Source organism: Segatella copri (genome assembly GCF_949820605.1).
Lineage (GTDB): Bacteria > Bacteroidota > Bacteroidia > Bacteroidales > Bacteroidaceae > Prevotella.
The window spans coordinates 2,788,356-2,805,194 of the sequence record NZ_CATKVU010000006.1; the positions used below are offsets into that span (position 1 = coordinate 2,788,356).

Consider the following 16,839-nt stretch of genomic DNA (forward strand, 5'->3'; position numbering starts at 1 on the left):
CAGCCTTTTTTGTGTTAAGCCTTTGCTTTCTTTAATCTGATAATCATCTGTATAAAACTTGGAATCATGATGCAGAGAGAGAAGCCTACGGCATAATACATGGTCTTCTCATCGCCATGGAAGAGGTCGATGAGTTTGCCATCGCTCTGAGGCATGATGTTGGCAAGTACATACGTCATCGTATTATTCACCCAGTGGAGCAGGATGCCCGGAACAAGACTCTTGGTGCGATAATACATCCAACCCAGGAGTAAGCCCAGCAGGAGGGCATTGACAAACTGCGCTACGTTGGCGTGAGCCAGACCGAAGATGGCAGCCGAAATCATGATGGCTACCCAATGGTTCTTCTTGCTCATAAGACCCAGCAGGGTGCGGAGAATGGCTCCACGGAACACAACCTCCTCTGCAAAAGGCGCCAGAACGCCGATAGCCACATAGCCCCAAGGTTCCTTCATGAGCGATGCGAATATCTGCTCGGTATTCTCGTCCATCTCGATGCCTATCTGCTCATATATGAGCTCCAGAGGAATGATGGTTCCCAGGGCGAACAATGCCACCCAGAGAAGCGTTGCCCAAGGCTTGGAAAGCAGATAATCGCGGGTCAGCGGTGTCCACTTCGTCTTCAGGAAGATGACGAGGGTGATAACGTTGCTGAACGCTGAAGTAAGCGCCATCAGGATAGGATTGCTGCCCGAACTGATAGCCAGGAGCGTTGCCTGGTAACCTTCGCCCTTAATGCCCGCCCAGATTCCTGCGCCAGCATACATCACGATAATCTGTACTACTATAAATATAATCATGTAGAGGACGATATCCGTCAAACCTCTCTTTAAATTAATCTTTGCCATTGCTTTTACTGTTTATAATTAATCGTTTATAGTTAATAGCATTCTCGCTATCATTCCGCTTCCTTTTCAAAGAGATCCAGCACGGTCTGCTCATCCTCTTTCAGCTGCGCCGCCAACTCCTCGGGACTGTCAAACTTCTGTTCGCCCCTTATTCGCTTCACGAAGCTTACGAGCAAGAGCTGGTCATAAATATCCCCGTCGAAATTGAAGATGTGCGTCTCTAACGTCAGTTGTCTGCCATTGAAAGTTGGCCGATTGCCCACATTCATCATTCCCCGTTTCCATACCACCGTATTCTCCAGTCTTACCCTTACGGCATAGACACCAGGGGCAGGAATCAGCTGTCCGAAGTGAGAGATGTCGAGATTGGCTGTAGGAAAACCGAGTTTTCTGCCTTCATGGAATCCATTCACCACCTTTCCGATGAGGGTGTAAGGGAATCCGAGGCACCGGGCTGCCATCTCCACTTCTCCCTCTTTCAGGAATGAGCGGATGACGGAAGAAGAGATGTTGATGCCATCTATCTGGAAGACTTCGTTCCTGATTACCTCGATGCCCATCTCCTTGCCATAGCGCACGTAATCTTCGAAAGTCTCCTCGCGGTTGTGACCAAAGCGATGGTCGTAGCCGATGAAGAGTTTCCTTACGTTGAGATGGTCGTGGAGCACCTGCTGCATAAACTCCCTTGCCGACATGGCAGCCATCGCCTTGTCGAAATGCAGCACCACGGCATTATCCACTTCCGTCTTCGAAAGCAGCAGCAGCTTGGAGTCAAGCGTACTCAGCATCTCTGGCTGGTAATCCGCCTGCAACACCTTGCGGGGATGCGCATCGAAGGTGATGACGGTGGATTGCAAGCCATCCTTTCGTGCCGTCTCTACGAGATGATGAATCAGGAACTGATGTCCCCGATGCACTCCATCGAAGAAACCAATCGTTGCCACACAAGGCGGCAACTGCACGGTATCATTATAATGTATTGTATTCATAAGGACTGTCTTTAACATTCATTTCAGAAGAAGAACTCCGATGGATTATCTTCTCTTTGCTATCATTCTCTTAAAAGTTCTCCACAGCTCGCCCGCCCAAAGTACAACGGAGGTTGAGCCGATGATGAGCAGCCACTCGTGGAGCGACAATGGTGCGGTGCGGAACATTTCGCCACCAAAGGTTACGATGATCCACTGGCCCACCAATACCAGTACAAGCACCAGAATCATTCCCCTATCCTTCAGGAAATGGCGGAAAGCGGTGTGATGGCTCATCAGTGCCTTGGCATTGAAGAGGTTCCAGAACTGAATCATCACGAAGGTGGTGAAGAACATGGTCAGTTCATGCACATCTACTCCACCCTTGCCTCTGCGCTCGCAGTAAACCAGCAGGGCAAACATAACGAGGAAGAAGACGATGCCGCAGAACAGAATACCGAAACCGATGCTCTTGTTGATGATGAAATCGGATGCCTTGCGTGGTTTATCCTTCATCACCTCGTGAGATGGAGGCAATGAGGCAAGTGCCAAGGCTGCGAAGGTATCCATGATAAGGTTCACCCAAAGAATCTGGGTTACCGTCAACGGCATTTCAGTTCCGATAACTGAGCCGCCAAGCACCAGCAGGAGGGCTGCCACGTTTACTACCAACTGGAAGAAGAGGAAGCGCTGCAGGTTGCGATAGAGCGAGCGTCCCCACATCACGGCGTTGGCGATAGACTTGAAGGAATCATCGAGCAGGGTCATATCCGAAGCCTCCTTAGCCACGGAAGTTCCCGAACCCAGCGACAAGCCCACGTGAGCATAGTGAAGCGCTGGAGCATCGTTGGTACCGTCGCCTGTTACGGCAACCACCTCGCCACGCTTCTGGAGCATCGCCACCAGTCGCTGCTTATCGGTAGGACGGGCACGGCTCATCACTCGGATATCCTTCGCCCGCTCGTAAGCCTCTTCGTCAGAAAGAGCCTCCCACTGTTCACCCGTAATCATCTGCCGGTCGAGCGAGGTCAGAGAGCCATCTGCTCCGATATTCTCAGGTTCATCTTCGAAGACACCTATCTGCTTGCCTATCTCCAAGGCGGTGGCAGCCGTATCACCCGTAACCACCTTCACCTCGATACCCGCATGGCGGCACTCCTGCACGGCGGCAGGAACATCCGGACGGATAGGATCGGCAATGGCTGCAATGGCCTGCAACTGAAGGTCGTTGGCATCGAGAAGTGCTACCACTTCGGCAGTAGAGGTTTTGGAAGTTCTCATGATAGAAACTTCTATCTTCTTATAGGCGAACACCAGGGTTCTCATAGCCTTATGCTGCCACTCATCGAGTTCTTCGGCAGTCTGTTTCTGCATTCTATCCTCGATGATGCATTTCTTCATCACGATTTCAGGCGCACCCTTCACGAAGAGATAGGTCTCGCCATCAACTTCTGCCAAGGTTGCCATCATCTTTCTCTCGGTAGAGAAAGGCAACTGCTTGAGCACGTTCACCTGCTTGCGGAGTTGTTCATAATCCTTGCCCTGGGCATCGAGCCAGAGCAGGAGAGCCGACTCGGTAGGGTTTCCGATAGGTTTGCCGTCATTCAACTCAGCTGTAGAATTGAGGGCAATGGCAGTATCAAGCAGCGCCTCATCGCCCTGCTTGAGTTCCAGAGCACTCACCTGCATCTTGTTCTGGGTAAGCGTACCGGTTTTATCGGTACAGATTACGGTAACGGCACCCATGGTTTCGCAGGCATGGAGCTTGCGCACCAGATTGTTCGACTTCAGCATTCTTCGCATGTTGAGTGCCAGAGAAAGGGTAATCGCCATCGGCAATCCTTCCGGCACCGCCATCACAATCAGGGTAACAGCCATCATGAAGTATTTCAGCACGATTTCTGCCATATAGAAATAATCCTTGCCGCCCCATGCCGGATTGGTGAGGATATCGTGAATCAGGAAAATGAAGAAGGCTGCCACAGATACCACGGAGCCCACCTTGGAAATCATCTTCGCCAACTTATCGAGCTGCATGTTAAGCGGTGTCTCCACCGAAGTCTGCTCAGTAGATTTCTTCGCCACCTTACCAATCTCGGTAGCATCTCCCACGGCAGTAACCACGAACTCGCCCCTGCCATTCATCACCATGGTAGAACGGAGGATGATGTTGCGAGGATAGGCACCATCTCCACCGCTTTCCAGAGATTTCTCGGCAACAGGTTCGCCCGTAAGGGCAGATTCGTTAATCTGCAGGTCGTTGCAGACGATGAGTTCTCCATCGGCAGGCACCTCGTCGCCCACTTCCACGAGCACTACATCTCCCACCACCACATCGTGGCGCGGAATCTCCATCACCTTACCATTGCGGCGCACCTTAACCGGCTGCTCTTCGCTGAGCGCCGTGAGCAGATTAAACTTCTTAGCCGCATCGCGCTCAAAGTAGAAGCCCACGGTAGTAGCAAGAAAAACTGCCACGAAGATACCGATGGTCTCCATGAAATTCTTTTCGATAAAAGCAAGGATAAGGGATACAAAAGCCGCCACAAGAAGTATCTGGATAATCGGGTCGCGATATTTATCCAAATACAATTTCCATAATGAAGTACGTTGAGGAGGGGTAAGCACGTTCTTGCCATGCTGTTCCCTACTCAGTTTAACTTGTTCATCGGTAAGACCGATTCTTTTATTTTTGTCTATGTTCATTTCTGAATAGAAATACTTTTTCTTTTTTGTACGATTAATAAGTACATACGCACGTGTGCGCACATAATTTGGTGCAAAGATACGCTATTTTTCTGATTCTAAGAAAATTTTTAAGATTTTATTTGGTTATTTGCCCAAAATCTAGTATCTTTGCACTCGAATTTAATAAAAATTCAACGGACTTGTAGCTCAGTTGGTTAGAGCAACAGACTCATAATCTGGAGGTCCTAGGTTCAAGCCCTAGCTGGTCCACAAGGTTAAGCATCTGAATATTAGATACTTAACCTATTTTTATTTCTGGACTTTTCTAGATTAAGAAATACAACCACCAGAGCTTTTCCTCTTTATTTGCTACATTGTTGACTGATTGTTGACTAATTAAATTAAACGTAACATGCTGACAATCAAAGCAGAAATTAAAAAAGGAGAGCTTAAAGCAAATGGTACTTACAATGTAAAGATACGCTTTACACTCAATCGTAAGGTGAAGAGACTATCATCTAGTCTTTTCGTTTCTCCAAAGGACTTAACCAAATCTGGAGATTTCAAGAAAACAACCAAGATTTACAAGGAGATTGAGAACTTAGTACAAGGGTACAAGAACAAGTGCAATGAAATGCAGGTTGATTTAAACAGCTATTCTCTTGATGATATTTTCAAGCACCTAAAGTTTGAGGATATGAAAGACAAGGAGATTGACTTTATCGACTTTTCCAGAAAGTGGATAGCTAAGGCTACCATAAAAGGAGCAAACAATTACAAGACCGTTCTCAACTCACTTACTTCATTTATTGGACGTGACAGCCTCAACATTTCAGAAATCAATTTATCCTTTATCACAGGATATGCTGATTATATAAAGAAATGTAGAGAAGCTAAAATAGAGAAGTTGGAGAAAGCAGGGAAGCGTGTTCCATCTAACAGAATGATGTCTTTATATTTAGGCAGTTTACGACACTTATTTAAGGAGGCACAGAAGGAATACAACAACTACGACAATGGTTTGATACTTATTCCATCATCCCCTTTCGACAATTTCAAGATTCCGAAACAGGAGGCAACCCGAAAGAGAGCACTTGATAAAGCCACCATCAAGAAGATTTATGCTCTTCCATATAGGAATACAAGCAAAGGCATCAAGGGGACGTGCAGATACGACCTAGCTAAAGATTGCTTTATCTTATCCTTTGGGCTAATCGGCATGAACTCTGTTGACCTTTATAACGTGACAGATTACAAAGATGGTAAGCTGACATACTACAGAACCAAGACCAAAGCACGTAGAAATGACAAGGCGAAAATGGTGATTGATGTTCCTCCAATGCTGAAACCATTGATTGAGAAGTACAGAGACAAATCTGGCAAACGAGTCTTCAACTTCTATCAATATTATGCAAACGACAAAGGCTTCAATAAGGCAATAAATCGAGGTTTGAAAGAAATTGGCTCAGAATTAGCTATAGATGATTTGGAGTTTTACGCTGCAAGACATTCATGGGCAACATTAGCCATTAACAAGGTTGGCATAGACAAATTCACTGTCCATGCAGCACTCAACCACGTTGATGAGTCCATGAGAGTGACCGATATTTATATCGAACGAGACTTTCAGAACGAGAATAAAGCTAATGGCAAGGTCGTAAAATACGTTTTTGGGACTAAATAACAAAGCTTTAATCAAAGTTACGAAAAAAAGAGAGCATAAAATGGAAAAAAGCTCTTTAAACTTTGCTCGGTCAAAAATAATTATTATCTTTGCAGCCCATTTCAATACTTCGATAGAGAAATCTATTTAAGTGGAGGGATGGACTGCTAAGTTTTAAACTGGCAAGAGTGTTCTTTGACTTATTGAGACAGGAATTATTAATTTATTAATTCAAAGAAATTATGAATAATTTCAATTTCTCGTTGGATAGCACGCCATCTATTCAACGATACGATAACGTAGGTGCTTATAACACTCTACGTGCGTTAATGAACCGTGGAGAAAATTTGACCATCAAATTTTTCACGAGTAAAGATAACAAGCCTTGTGCGTGGATAGAATCTCGCTATGTTGCAGGTTTTAAATATGAGCTTCAAGATAGCTCCTTGCACGGTTTAATCAACTATCTACAAAATGGCATTTTTGTGGATTTTGACATTAACCCCACAGCTACAGAGCCACTAGAAGCAAACTCAGATTTTCAAATGGAAATTTTCAAGATGTTCGTGAATGCAGGGAAGGCACTTCAATACGCTCCCCTATTCCGAACACAACCTAGATTTCTATCGGCAATGCTGCCACTCTCTAAAGGAAAAATCATATTTAGAGTAGAAAGAACAGATGATTTATTAGATTACTTGCGTGAAAAAAAACAAGTAATCATTTAGATTATTATCTAACAAGGGCAACTTATTAAATTGCATGTCCTTAAAAGCACAAAAATGAATATTGCAGAAATTGAAATTAAGAAAAAATCCAATGGTAAGATTCAATACCTTACAGAGGTTTTAAAGGAGATTCCGACAAATACAATATTATGTAAGACCTTAACAGGACTCGGAGCTACTTATGGTGAGATAAAAGCAAAACGTCACTCAATAATTATAGAGCCAAACAAGCCTGTAATCGTAGGTAAATACAATGACTCAAAACATACAGATGACAATTTATTTCCTGTGCATGAGGGAATTTATTCAGATGATATAGTTAATTACATTGAAAACACATTTGAATACAACAGCAAGCACACAGGAAAGAATAGCAATAAATATATTAAGATACTCACGACTCCAGAAAGTTTTCCAAAGGTCAAATCTGCATTTGAGGAAGTTGATTACGATATTAGGTTTAATTGCTTCCTATTATATGACGAATGTCACAAGCTAGTTAAAGATGCAGACTATCGGAATAGCATAAGTTTACCAATGGACTTTTTCTTTCAATGCCAATACAAGGCTATGGTTTCTGCTACACCAATAGAGATTAATGACCCTCGATTTGAAGAGCAAGGGTTTCAAATTCTAAAAGTTAAGCCAACCTTTGAATATAAACGAGACATCAACCTGTGGGTAACCAATAATTTACTACAAACTGTAAAAGAGGTTTTAGCTAAGGTAGAAGATAAAACATGTTTCCTCTTTTGCAACTCCACAGATACGATTTATACGTTGATGAAACAGCTCAACATTCTAGATAAATCTGCTGTTTTTTGCTCAGATAAAAGTGTAGATAAACTGAAGGGGCTAAAATTTAAATCCGCTTATAGTACGTGGGGCGAGAATAATATGAAGCATTATAATTGGCTGACTTCTCGATTCTACAATGCGGTAGATATAGAAATAAATGAGTGTCCTAACGTTCTGCTACTTACAGATTGCTACATGGCAGAATATATGATATTCGACCCTAACACTGATATTATCCAATGTGCAGGTAGATTTCGGAATGGCATAACAAGCCTATATTTAATTAGCAATGTCAATAATAATTTTCCGGTACGAAATAGAGACTATCTTAATGAGGTCATACAATGTTCTAAGGATATATACGACGCAACAAAATGCCAATATGAACAAGCTAGAAATAATAAAATAAGACAAGAAGCTTACAAAGCAACCTTAGATGCATCACCATTCAGACAATATATAACACCCGAAGGTAAGATTAACTATTTTGCTATAGATAATTATATTGATAACGAACTCATTAAAGGGATATACAACTGTAAGGAAAATCTTTATCGGGCATTTTGCCCTAACGATTTTTTTAACGTGGTTTCCTATCAGACCAACTTTTACAAGTTAGGAGATTACGAAAGATTACGTAGGGAAAACAAATCAAATTCCCTAAAAGAAAAAAGAAAGATAATTGTAGAACAACTAGAACTTCTTGGCGATTGTGAGACAGAAATGGATTTCGCTTTTAAAGAAGTTTTACGAAAAGCAGACCCTCTTATAGCAATAGTTCGTTAATAATTCAATAATGTGCTAAGCAGCTATACGCTGTAAGCACGAGAGATCTTTGAAAATCTTGCTAATTAAAGTTCGGTTCGGGGTGTACCCACTTGCTTTAAAAATTCGTTTCACCAGATAAATGTTGGTCATCAGTGACTTGAATGAAGACATAGAATATTCCATTCCCATCTCCTTCATAGTTACCTTGGCAACATTTAGTGATGTGAACGAAGCATTGAAAGCAAAATCGAGTTTCCACTTATCGCGAGCCTGGCAGTCCATAAGACCAGTATAGCCTTTGGCGTCACGAAAGCAAAATTCGATCTGGAACCTGGTTCTATAATAAAGAAGTACCTCTTCACCCGAAAGTGAGGTGTCTGTAGAGAAGAATAGTTTCTTCTTGCCATTCGGCATCTGCCAGATGACAAGTCTAACTTTACACTTGAGTGCCTTGGAATAGGCTATCAAAGTATAAGCTGTTCCTTCTATATCTTTCATCTCCATCTTCTCCATTCGAGTGAGGTCAAGATTCTTCATATCAATCTTGCCATCCTTGGTCTTGGGCGACCACGTTTTCCAGTACGTGGACCAGCATAGACATAAAAGAGACAAGCATTGTCACGAAAGCGGCTTATCAAAGAGAACCCTTCTTTCTTTATCCCATTAACAAATGTACTTGTAGAGAAGTAAGCATCTGCAACTATGAGAGTTGAGAGTTTAAGAAGTTCATTGCGGTAACGCTTAATGACGCCGATATAGAAATCTACCATAGTCTTGTTTCTAAGACTCAGTTCTTTATTACTTAGCGACTGGTGGGCTCTTAACATCATGCAGTCTTTGGCAACAATATCAATGAGTCCAATACCCATGATTTCGAGACCATGTTTAACAGACTGTGCACATCCCGACCAAAAACGACCGATATGTGGAGTCTTCTTGCCAGCTTTGCTGATGTAACTGGGATCAATGGCAATAGCCCATCTTCCCTGTTTACCAAAGAAGCGCTTGGCAAGTGAGACATTAAGTTTGAGCCAGTCAATGCTTTTCGACTTTTTTAAGCCGAATGCGTTGCGGTAGGTTTGCTCAACATGCGAGCCATACCTCCCCATTTGGGTGAAATTTATCTTTCTTGGTATTACCATGAACAAAATTATCACCTCGATGAGTATTTTCTCGAAACTTTTTGTTAACTTTGCAGCCGAATCTTCAACTGCATCTTTAAAGGTAAGCGGTCACTTTAGGTACGTTAAGCCATAAAATGAATTCTTTTTTATTATCTTTTAAGAAAAAAAGCATTTGATTTTATGCCCAAGCAGTAACAGTAGCCAGCTGCCATCTATGGGCTAGTAAGTCTACCAATTTGTCCTTTGCCGTTTTCTTGATCCTGCGGAACACATCACAAAGATACTCCACAGGATCCAAATTGTGCTTTCGGATATTGGCAAAGTGGGACATCAGGCGAGCAAAGCGCACACCTGATTCCGGACTGCCAACAAAATAACTATTATTGCGATACTTCGCTATTCTTCTAATCTGTCGCTCACATACATTATTCGAGAGATCAAGACTTCCATCCTCTAAACAGCGCAACATACAAGGATATTCAGTAAGGGCATAGTTCACAGCCTTGAGAAGTTCGGGTTCTTCCTCCTTCTCAAGGTTCTTTGCCAATTTATCCAAATATGATTTCAAGTCATTAAGCATAGGAGCTATGCGAAGTGCCCGCTCTCGCCGAATGTCATCAGGATTTGAAAACCCTGTCTTTATCAGCTTGTCCTCACGGAAGATTGCATCAAACAACTTCAATATCATCATGGCATCCTCCGAAAAATCCTTCAATTTGAAGAACGGTCTTCGCATATGAACCAAACAGGCTATTCGTTGTATTAATTCTCCAACATCGTAGCACTTATAGATAGGTGCGCCATCACTATGGAGGTAAATTTTCTCCATTACGTCTTCAAAGTACTTTTTGACTGCCTCCTGGGTTCTACAACCACGCTCATGAAACACGAACTGGGTCAGACCTAATATTGGCGCATGGTAACAGAATATCCATCGCTTGAAGAAATGAAGCTCATCCTCTACATCCTCAATCGTCTCACCCTTACCAGGCAACCGTTGGTCTTTACAACCCAATGTTGATTCATCACCATGGACGTTACCAGAAGCGATGATTTCCTTATGGAGAGGCTCGTCCAATGGCTCCAATATGTTGGCACCGATTTCAATCCACCCCATAACTGTCGAATGAGCATAGTTCAAGCCCATACCTTTCAGCCATGTCTCGATATCTCCGATTGTCATATGATAATAGAAATGCATTGTCAATATCTGGGCTATCAATGACTCCGTTGCCCATGTTCTGCCCATGCAGTTCTTATATTCTTTAGGAAGATTTACATGATAGCATTTACCCTTGGAATCCTTATATTTCTTGCGACGGATAATATAAGTACGGATAAAACCTTTCACATAAGTATGACGGACAGATACATCCTCTCCTATTTCAACGGCATCGGCTGGAAGGTTGATTGGTTTGAGGACAATATCATTATTGCCGCCAACAGCTGCATCAATAAGTGGCTGCTCACGTCTAGGCGTAAGCAGTCACTTAGAGCCGTCTTGCGTACGTTAATAAAAATATATACCTTTGCCCCGAATTTTAAATTTGGGACAAAATGAATATAAACGAAGAAGGCAAGTACTATGCCTCAATGGTTCGTAAGTTTCGAACCGAGTACAAGAGCAAGAACCTTCATGGGTTCTGTAAAGAACAAAAAGTAAGCTATACTAAGATGCTTCATTGTTTGCGTAATGATTCTTATCGCAAGCCAAGTACCAAGCCTGTGAGTTTAGATGAAGAGCAGGGCTTGCATCCTCTGGTCGTAGAACCTGCAGATTCTGTCACGATAGAACCAGCAGTTTTACCTGTTGAACAAGATGTAGAATTGTTGCTTGATGATATAGAGTTGAACTTTGGTAGTAAGATTAGCTTGCACATAGGTAGCTGTTCCAAATCAGCTTTGGTTTCACTGATCAAGGAAATGGAGGGAACACTATGCTGAGTTTATCAAGTGGTTTTAATTATTATCTGTGCAGTGAACCCGTAACCTTGCGTTATCGCCATGCTGGTTTGCGCAATTATATCAAGAGCCAACTTCATCGTGATCCTACCAATGGAGACATTTATATCTTTCTTTCAAAGGACAGTCATCGTGTTCGTATCTATTATTTTCATCATCAAGGTGAGATTCTTACCGAAAAGATTCTCCATTCCAACCATTTCGTAGAGCCAGTCTTCGATGAGAAAAAGGGATGCTATCATATCTCTTGGGAGAGCTTTGTCTATCTGATTGAAGGAATCGTTCTAAAAGACCGTAAGGTTGCTTTTAACGACCTGAATGATGAAAATGACGAAGAATTGGGTATGGATATTGAAGAGCCTGCCCAAGGAAAAATAGACGAAAAAGAACTCTTGAAAGAAGCTATTTAATATATAATATTTAACATAAAATATTGATATTCAATGCTTTATAATTTTGTTATCTCAAATATTTTTAGTATCTTTGCAGTATGAAATCAGAAGAGAAATCCATACAGGCTATAAGTGCGCAAGCGCATAGTGAGGCAGCTGACAACAGGTTGCTCCGCAAGAAACTCCAGGCTCGTGATAAACGGGTGGTGGAGCTTGAGGCTATGGTTTCTAACCTGAACAAGCAGCTTTGTGAAAAGGTAGATCAGTTGAATGACATGATGCAAAAACTTGTGGCATTCATGACTGGTAATGGAGAGGTTAATCTTTCAGCCTCTCTTCGTGAAGCTGTAGTTGCGGGTGTGCGTGCTGAGTTTGAGGCACGTGAACTAAAACTAAAGGAAACATATGCTAGTGAGTTGGAGAAGCTTACTTCTGATTTCAATGCTCGCTTGGCAGCTAAGCAGAATGAGATAAATCAGTTGAAAGGCATAAATGATGGGGATAATCCGACAACCACAATGCCAAGTAACTCAAACTCGGATTCAACAATGTCACCAGAGGCAAAACTGAAGGCCAACGAACAGCAAAAGGCAAATCTTCAGGTTACAGCCTATGGTCAGCATACCGAGTCTGGTAAATATCATCATGGTAGTCAGCAGACGGAGAATGCCGATGACTTGGATCACAATGGTGAGGATGTCCCGGAGGAAAAGATTGTCACTATCGCTAAGACGTTAAAGGAGCATAAGGATATGAAAGGTGTCAAGAAGCCTAGACGTGAGCAGCCACTTATTGATGCAGCTGTTGGCGGCAATAATGATATTGTCCTCAAACCAATCAACCTTCCAGCCGATGCCGTTGAAATAGGAGAGGATGTATCTGTCCGTCATACTTATGTGAAAGGTTTTATCCGTACTTATATTATCCGTCGCAAGAAATATAAGGATTCCAAGGGTAAATGCTATCATGTAAATCTTCCTAAAGAATATAAGAACTGCATGGGCAGAACATGGGCAACGGAGTCATTGATAGCCCAGATATTGACAATGCATTTCTATTATCATATGACAATCGGAGATATCGAGACATGGCTGAAAGGTATGGGCTTGAACTATGCTCATTCGACAGTTATGGGGTGGATTGAAATCGGTGCCAACATATTGGAGCCATTGGACGAGCCTCTCCATAAGGAAATCATCGCTTCTGGTAACGTCCATGGTGATGAATCAACATTGGGTTGTAAAGACCAACGGTTGCCTGGTAAGGGTGAGACGATTGAGGATGTAGAGGATGAGCTTCATTTCTTCAAGCGATGGATATTCTGTTACCATGCGCCAATATTAGGTCTGACCCAGTTCGTGTTTCATGAGCGTGGTTGTAGAACCCAGGAGGCAGTCAAAAAGTACTTTGAAGACGTAATGGAGAAAATTTACCTCCATAGTGATGGCGCACCTATCTATAAGTGCTACGATGTTGGAGAATTAATACAACGAATAGCCTGTTTGGTTCATATGCGAAGACCGTTCTTCAAATTGAAGGATTTTTCGGAGGATGCCATGATGATATTGAAGTTGTTTGATGCAATCTTCCGTGAGGACAAGCTGATAAAGACAGGGTTTTCAAATCCTGATGACATTCGGCGAGAGCGGGCACTTCGCATAGCTCCTATGCTTAATGACTTGAAATCATATTTGGATAAATTGGCAAAGAACCTTGAGAAGGAGGAAGAACCCGAACTTCTCAAGGCTGTGAACTATGCCCTTACTGAATATCCTTGTATGTTGCGCTGTTTAGAGGATGGAAGTCTTGATCTCTCGAATAATGTATGTGAGCGACAGATTAGAAGAATAGCGAAGTATCGCAATAATAGTTATTTTGTTGGCAGTCCGGAATCAGGTGTGCGCTTTGCTCGCCTGATGTCCCACTTTGCCAATATCCGAAAGCACAATTTGGATCCTGTGGAGTATCTTTGTGATGTGTTCCGCAGGATCAAGAAAACGGCAAAGGACAAATTGGTAGACTTACTAGCCCATAGATGGCAGCTGGCTACTGTTACTGCTTGGGCATAAAATCAAATGCTTTTTTCTTAAAAGATAATAAAAAAGAATTCATTTTATGGCTTAACGTACCTAAAGTGACCGCTTACGTCTAGGCTTCTTGACACCTTTCATATCCTTATGCTCCTTTAACGTCTTAGCGATAGTGACAATCTTTTCCTCCGGGACATCCTCACCATTGTGATCCAAGTCATCGGCATTCTCCGTCTGCTGACTACCATGATGATATTTACCAGACTCGGTATGCTGACCATAGGCTGTAACCTGAAGATTTGCCTTTTGCTGTTCGTTGGCCTTCAGTTTTGCCTCTGGTGACATTGTTGAATCCGAGTTTGAGTTACTTGGCATTGTGGTTGTCGGATTATCCCCATCATTTATGCCTTTCAACTGATTTATCTCATTCTGCTTAGCTGCCAAGCGAGCATTGAAATCAGAAGTAAGCTTCTCCAACTCACTAGCATATGTTTCCTTTAGTTTTAGTTCACGTGCCTCAAACTCAGCACGCACACCCGCAACTACAGCTTCACGAAGAGAGGCTGAAAGATTAACCTCTCCATTACCAGTCATGAATGCCACAAGTTTTTGCATCATGTCATTCAACTGATCTACCTTTTCACAAAGCTGCTTGTTCAGGTTAGAAACCATAGCCTCAAGCTCCACCACCCGTTTATCACGAGCCTGGAGTTTCTTGCGGAGCAACCTGTTGTCAGCTGCCTCGCTATGCGCTTGCGCACTTATAGCCTGTATGGATTTCTCTTCTGATTTCATACTGCAAAGATACTAAAAATATTTGAGATAACAAAATTATAAAGCATTGAATATCAATATTTTATGTTAAATATTATATATTAAATAGCTTCTTTCAAGAGTTCTTTTTCGTCTATTTTTCCTTGGGCAGGCTCTTCAATATCCATACCCAATTCTTCGTCATTTTCATCATTCAGGTCGTTAAAAGCAACCTTACGGTCTTTTAGAACGATTCCTTCAATCAGATAGACAAAGCTCTCCCAAGAGATATGATAGCATCCCTTTTTCTCATCGAAGACTGGCTCTACGAAATGGTTGGAATGGAGAATCTTTTCGGTAAGAATCTCACCTTGATGATGAAAATAATAGATACGAACACGATGACTGTCCTTTGAAAGAAAGATATAAATGTCTCCATTGGTAGGATCACGATGAAGTTGGCTCTTGATATAATTGCGCAAACCAGCATGGCGATAACGCAAGGTTACGGGTTCACTGCACAGATAATAATTAAAACCACTTGATAAACTCAGCATAGTGTTCCCTCCATTTCCTTGATCAGTGAAACCAAAGCTGATTTGGAACAGCTACCTATGTGCAAGCTAATCTTACTACCAAAGTTCAACTCTATATCATCAAGCAACAATTCTACATCTTGTTCAACAGGTAAAACTGCTGGTTCTATCGTGACAGAATCTGCAGGTTCTACGACCAGAGGATGCAAGCCCTGCTCTTCATCTAAACTCACAGGCTTGGTACTTGGCTTGCGATAAGAATCATTACGCAAACAATGAAGCATCTTAGTATAGCTTACTTTTTGTTCTTTACAGAACCCATGAAGGTTCTTGCTCTTGTACTCGGTTCGAAACTTACGAACCATTGAGGCATAGTACTTGCCTTCTTCGTTTATATTCATTTTGTCCCAAATTTAAAATTCGGGGCAAAGGTATATATTTTTATTAACGTACGCAAGACGGCTCTAAGTGACTGCTTACCTTTAAAGATATCCATATATTGGTCAAGTCCTGTATTCGTATAATTTTGCGTTTGTCGTGATTTGCAAAGTTACTGAAAATCAGCGACTTGACCAACGTTTTATAGTTAAGTTTTCATAAACATTTCTTAATATAAGTTGTTGATTTACAGACGATTAAATATTAATTTAACGCAGTATTGTTATAGTAGAAGCCTACGAAATCCTAGGTAAGGCTAAAATAGAAGAGCTGAAATATAAGAAAAAACTAATTCGTAGAGAAATCCATTACCAGAAAGCCAACGGAAACAATATCTTAGAGATTATCAACGACACCTTTCAAGTTGGCTCATGGTACTCTAGAAATGAAATTAAAAAAGAATTAATTGGAATATATGGAAGATTAGCAATAACACCTCTAGAGGCTATTAGCTCCCATTCCATTTTAAATTACTTTGATGCAATCGAAAAGCAACACAAAAAGAAGAAAGGTTATCTTCTACAAAAAAGAAAGTTTTACATTATGGAGACATAATTTTAAGAATAATACTTTTTAGTACCTATTCAAAAAATGTCTCCAGACCTGTCTCAGTAAACAAAAACTCCCAAATACCAACATGCAGGGGATGCCAGTCTATGGTGTCCCCTGTTTTTATTTTATTAGATACCATTCTCATAGCTCATTCATACAATGACCATAACTTAAAGAAAAAACAAGCAGAAAGCTGATTGTAAAAAATATCATAAATCACTTGGATTTTTCAAGAATATACATATCATCGTCTAAGAAGATGGAACTAGTTTTCACTTTTTGACCATAAATTTTAATAATTATCTGATTAATCAAACTAAGCCGTGAGCCTCAACGCTTGCGGCTTTTTTCTTTTTTATACCATGCTTTAACAAGGAGAGCATAAGGCAAGATTATCCAAATTTTCTATTTCACCTGCCCGTTCCAAAACTACCCTACGGCACCAATCTACAGCCTCAACTTTTTCAACCTAGCTAATTAGTTAGGAAACATCATATCTCAAAAAATCAAAAGCCCGAAGAAGAAAGAGGAAGACTAAAAATAAGGACTTTACACATTACTATATATTATATGCCTCTACTTTATATCTCC

General features: G+C 41.7%; 15 protein-coding genes and 1 tRNA gene. 7 read left to right on the plus strand and 9 right to left on the minus strand.

Features of this window, described 5'->3' with window-relative positions; genetic code table 11:
* Window positions 1–14: 14 nt before the first annotated feature.
* Genes RCO84_RS12675 through RCO84_RS12685 form a run of 3 tightly spaced genes read right to left on the minus strand, consistent with a single transcriptional unit; the run spans window position 15 to window position 4,522 of the window.
* Entirely contained in the window at window positions 15–848 is an 834-nt protein-coding gene (locus tag RCO84_RS12675) for a CPBP family intramembrane glutamic endopeptidase (RefSeq protein WP_317585287.1), read from the minus strand.
* A 50-nt stretch (window positions 849–898) separates the two neighbouring features.
* On the minus strand, window positions 899–1,837 hold the full coding sequence (locus RCO84_RS12680; RefSeq protein ID WP_317585289.1) for a bifunctional riboflavin kinase/FAD synthetase: 939 nt from the start codon (window positions 1,835–1,837) through the stop codon (window positions 899–901).
* Between the two features lie 45 nt (window positions 1,838–1,882).
* Complete coding sequence (locus RCO84_RS12685; protein WP_317585291.1) at window positions 1,883–4,522, minus strand: calcium-translocating P-type ATPase, PMCA-type; 2,640 nt, start codon at window positions 4,520–4,522, stop codon at window positions 1,883–1,885.
* A 178-nt stretch (window positions 4,523–4,700) separates the two neighbouring features.
* Between RCO84_RS12685 and RCO84_RS12690 the strand changes: the two genes are divergently transcribed.
* The 4 genes from RCO84_RS12690 (at window position 4,701) to RCO84_RS12705 (ending at window position 8,479) form a co-directional block, all read left to right on the plus strand.
* Window positions 4,701–4,774 (plus strand) — tRNA-Ile (locus tag RCO84_RS12690).
* A 142-nt stretch (window positions 4,775–4,916) separates the two neighbouring features.
* Entirely contained in the window at window positions 4,917–6,188 is a 1,272-nt protein-coding gene (locus RCO84_RS12695; protein ID WP_317585293.1) for a phage integrase SAM-like domain-containing protein, read from the plus strand.
* 221 nt (window positions 6,189–6,409) lie between these two features.
* The gene (locus RCO84_RS12700; protein ID WP_317585295.1) at window positions 6,410–6,895 is read left to right on the plus strand and encodes a hypothetical protein; all 486 of its coding nucleotides are present in this window, start codon (window positions 6,410–6,412) and stop codon (window positions 6,893–6,895) included.
* Window positions 6,896–6,949: 54 nt separating this feature from the next.
* Window positions 6,950–8,479 carry a hypothetical protein gene (locus RCO84_RS12705; RefSeq protein ID WP_317585297.1) on the plus strand — a complete coding sequence of 510 codons (1,530 nt, stop codon included), beginning with the start codon at window positions 6,950–6,952 and terminating at the stop codon, window positions 8,477–8,479.
* A gap of 15 nt (window positions 8,480–8,494) precedes the next feature.
* Here the strand turns inward: RCO84_RS12705 and RCO84_RS12710 are convergent, their stop codons facing one another.
* The 3 genes from RCO84_RS12710 to tnpC (RCO84_RS12720) form a co-directional block, all read right to left on the minus strand.
* The gene (locus tag RCO84_RS12710; RefSeq protein WP_317585299.1) at window positions 8,495–8,998 is read right to left on the minus strand and encodes a hypothetical protein; all 504 of its coding nucleotides are present in this window, start codon (window positions 8,996–8,998) and stop codon (window positions 8,495–8,497) included.
* The gene (locus tag RCO84_RS12715; protein WP_317585301.1) at window positions 8,995–9,603 is read right to left on the minus strand and encodes a transposase; all 609 of its coding nucleotides are present in this window, start codon (window positions 9,601–9,603) and stop codon (window positions 8,995–8,997) included. The genes RCO84_RS12710 and RCO84_RS12715 overlap by 4 nt, the downstream gene beginning before the upstream one ends.
* A gap of 160 nt (window positions 9,604–9,763) precedes the next feature.
* Complete coding sequence (tnpC, locus tag RCO84_RS12720) at window positions 9,764–11,071, minus strand: IS66 family transposase (protein ID WP_317585516.1); 1,308 nt, start codon at window positions 11,069–11,071, stop codon at window positions 9,764–9,766.
* Between the two features lie 71 nt (window positions 11,072–11,142).
* On the opposite strand from tnpC (RCO84_RS12720), the gene RCO84_RS12725 reads away from it, so the two are divergent.
* The 3 genes from RCO84_RS12725 to tnpC (RCO84_RS12735) all read left to right on the plus strand — a co-directional run bounded on the left by RCO84_RS12725 (window position 11,143) and on the right by tnpC (RCO84_RS12735) (window position 14,008).
* Window positions 11,143–11,529, plus strand: coding sequence for a hypothetical protein (locus RCO84_RS12725; RefSeq protein WP_264902768.1), 387 nt, complete (start codon window positions 11,143–11,145; stop codon window positions 11,527–11,529).
* Window positions 11,523–11,957 (plus strand): IS66 family insertion sequence element accessory protein TnpB, encoded by a 435-nt coding sequence (gene tnpB, locus RCO84_RS12730; protein ID WP_264902767.1) that lies wholly within the window; start codon window positions 11,523–11,525, stop codon window positions 11,955–11,957. Before RCO84_RS12725 ends, tnpB (RCO84_RS12730) begins: the two co-directional genes overlap by 7 nt.
* Window positions 11,958–12,037: 80 nt before the next feature.
* Complete coding sequence (gene tnpC, locus RCO84_RS12735; protein WP_317585302.1) at window positions 12,038–14,008, plus strand: IS66 family transposase; 1,971 nt, start codon at window positions 12,038–12,040, stop codon at window positions 14,006–14,008.
* Between the two features lie 60 nt (window positions 14,009–14,068).
* Here the strand turns inward: tnpC (RCO84_RS12735) and RCO84_RS12740 are convergent, their stop codons facing one another.
* From RCO84_RS12740 to RCO84_RS12750, 3 genes are all read right to left on the minus strand, one after another.
* On the minus strand, window positions 14,069–14,764 hold the full coding sequence (locus RCO84_RS12740) for a hypothetical protein (protein ID WP_317585304.1): 696 nt from the start codon (window positions 14,762–14,764) through the stop codon (window positions 14,069–14,071).
* Window positions 14,765–14,844: 80 nt separating this feature from the next.
* A complete protein-coding gene (gene tnpB / locus RCO84_RS12745) occupies window positions 14,845–15,279 on the minus strand; it encodes an IS66 family insertion sequence element accessory protein TnpB (protein ID WP_264902767.1) in 435 nt (144 codons plus the stop codon).
* A complete protein-coding gene (locus RCO84_RS12750) occupies window positions 15,273–15,659 on the minus strand; it encodes a hypothetical protein (protein ID WP_264902768.1) in 387 nt (128 codons plus the stop codon). Before RCO84_RS12750 ends, tnpB (RCO84_RS12745) begins: the two co-directional genes overlap by 7 nt.
* Between the last annotated feature and the right edge of the window lie 1,180 nt (window positions 15,660–16,839).

What these genes read in the sequence shown, in the direction of transcription:
- RCO84_RS12750 (WP_264902768.1), bottom strand. Translation starts at nt 15,659, where the DNA reads ATGAATATAAACGAAGAAGGCAAGTACTATGCCTCAATGGTTCGTAAG.
- RCO84_RS12680 (WP_317585289.1), bottom strand. Translation starts at nt 1,837, where the DNA reads ATGAATACAATACATTATAATGATACCGTGCAGTTGCCGCCTTGTGTG.
- RCO84_RS12685 (WP_317585291.1), bottom strand. Translation starts at nt 4,522, where the DNA reads ATGAACATAGACAAAAATAAAAGAATCGGTCTTACCGATGAACAAGTT.
- RCO84_RS12740 (WP_317585304.1), bottom strand. Translation starts at nt 14,764, where the DNA reads ATGAAATCAGAAGAGAAATCCATACAGGCTATAAGTGCGCAAGCGCAT.
- RCO84_RS12705 (WP_317585297.1), top strand. Translation starts at nt 6,950, where the DNA reads ATGAATATTGCAGAAATTGAAATTAAGAAAAAATCCAATGGTAAGATT.
- RCO84_RS12675 (WP_317585287.1), bottom strand. Translation starts at nt 848, where the DNA reads ATGGCAAAGATTAATTTAAAGAGAGGTTTGACGGATATCGTCCTCTAC.
- RCO84_RS12715 (WP_317585301.1), bottom strand. Translation starts at nt 9,603, where the DNA reads ATGGTAATACCAAGAAAGATAAATTTCACCCAAATGGGGAGGTATGGC.
- RCO84_RS12695 (WP_317585293.1), top strand. Translation starts at nt 4,917, where the DNA reads ATGCTGACAATCAAAGCAGAAATTAAAAAAGGAGAGCTTAAAGCAAAT.
- RCO84_RS12725 (WP_264902768.1), top strand. Translation starts at nt 11,143, where the DNA reads ATGAATATAAACGAAGAAGGCAAGTACTATGCCTCAATGGTTCGTAAG.
- tnpB (WP_264902767.1), top strand. Translation starts at nt 11,523, where the DNA reads ATGCTGAGTTTATCAAGTGGTTTTAATTATTATCTGTGCAGTGAACCC.
- RCO84_RS12700 (WP_317585295.1), top strand. Translation starts at nt 6,410, where the DNA reads ATGAATAATTTCAATTTCTCGTTGGATAGCACGCCATCTATTCAACGA.
- RCO84_RS12710 (WP_317585299.1), bottom strand. Translation starts at nt 8,998, where the DNA reads ATGAAGAATCTTGACCTCACTCGAATGGAGAAGATGGAGATGAAAGAT.
- tnpC (WP_317585302.1), top strand. Translation starts at nt 12,038, where the DNA reads ATGAAATCAGAAGAGAAATCCATACAGGCTATAAGTGCGCAAGCGCAT.
- tnpB (WP_264902767.1), bottom strand. Translation starts at nt 15,279, where the DNA reads ATGCTGAGTTTATCAAGTGGTTTTAATTATTATCTGTGCAGTGAACCC.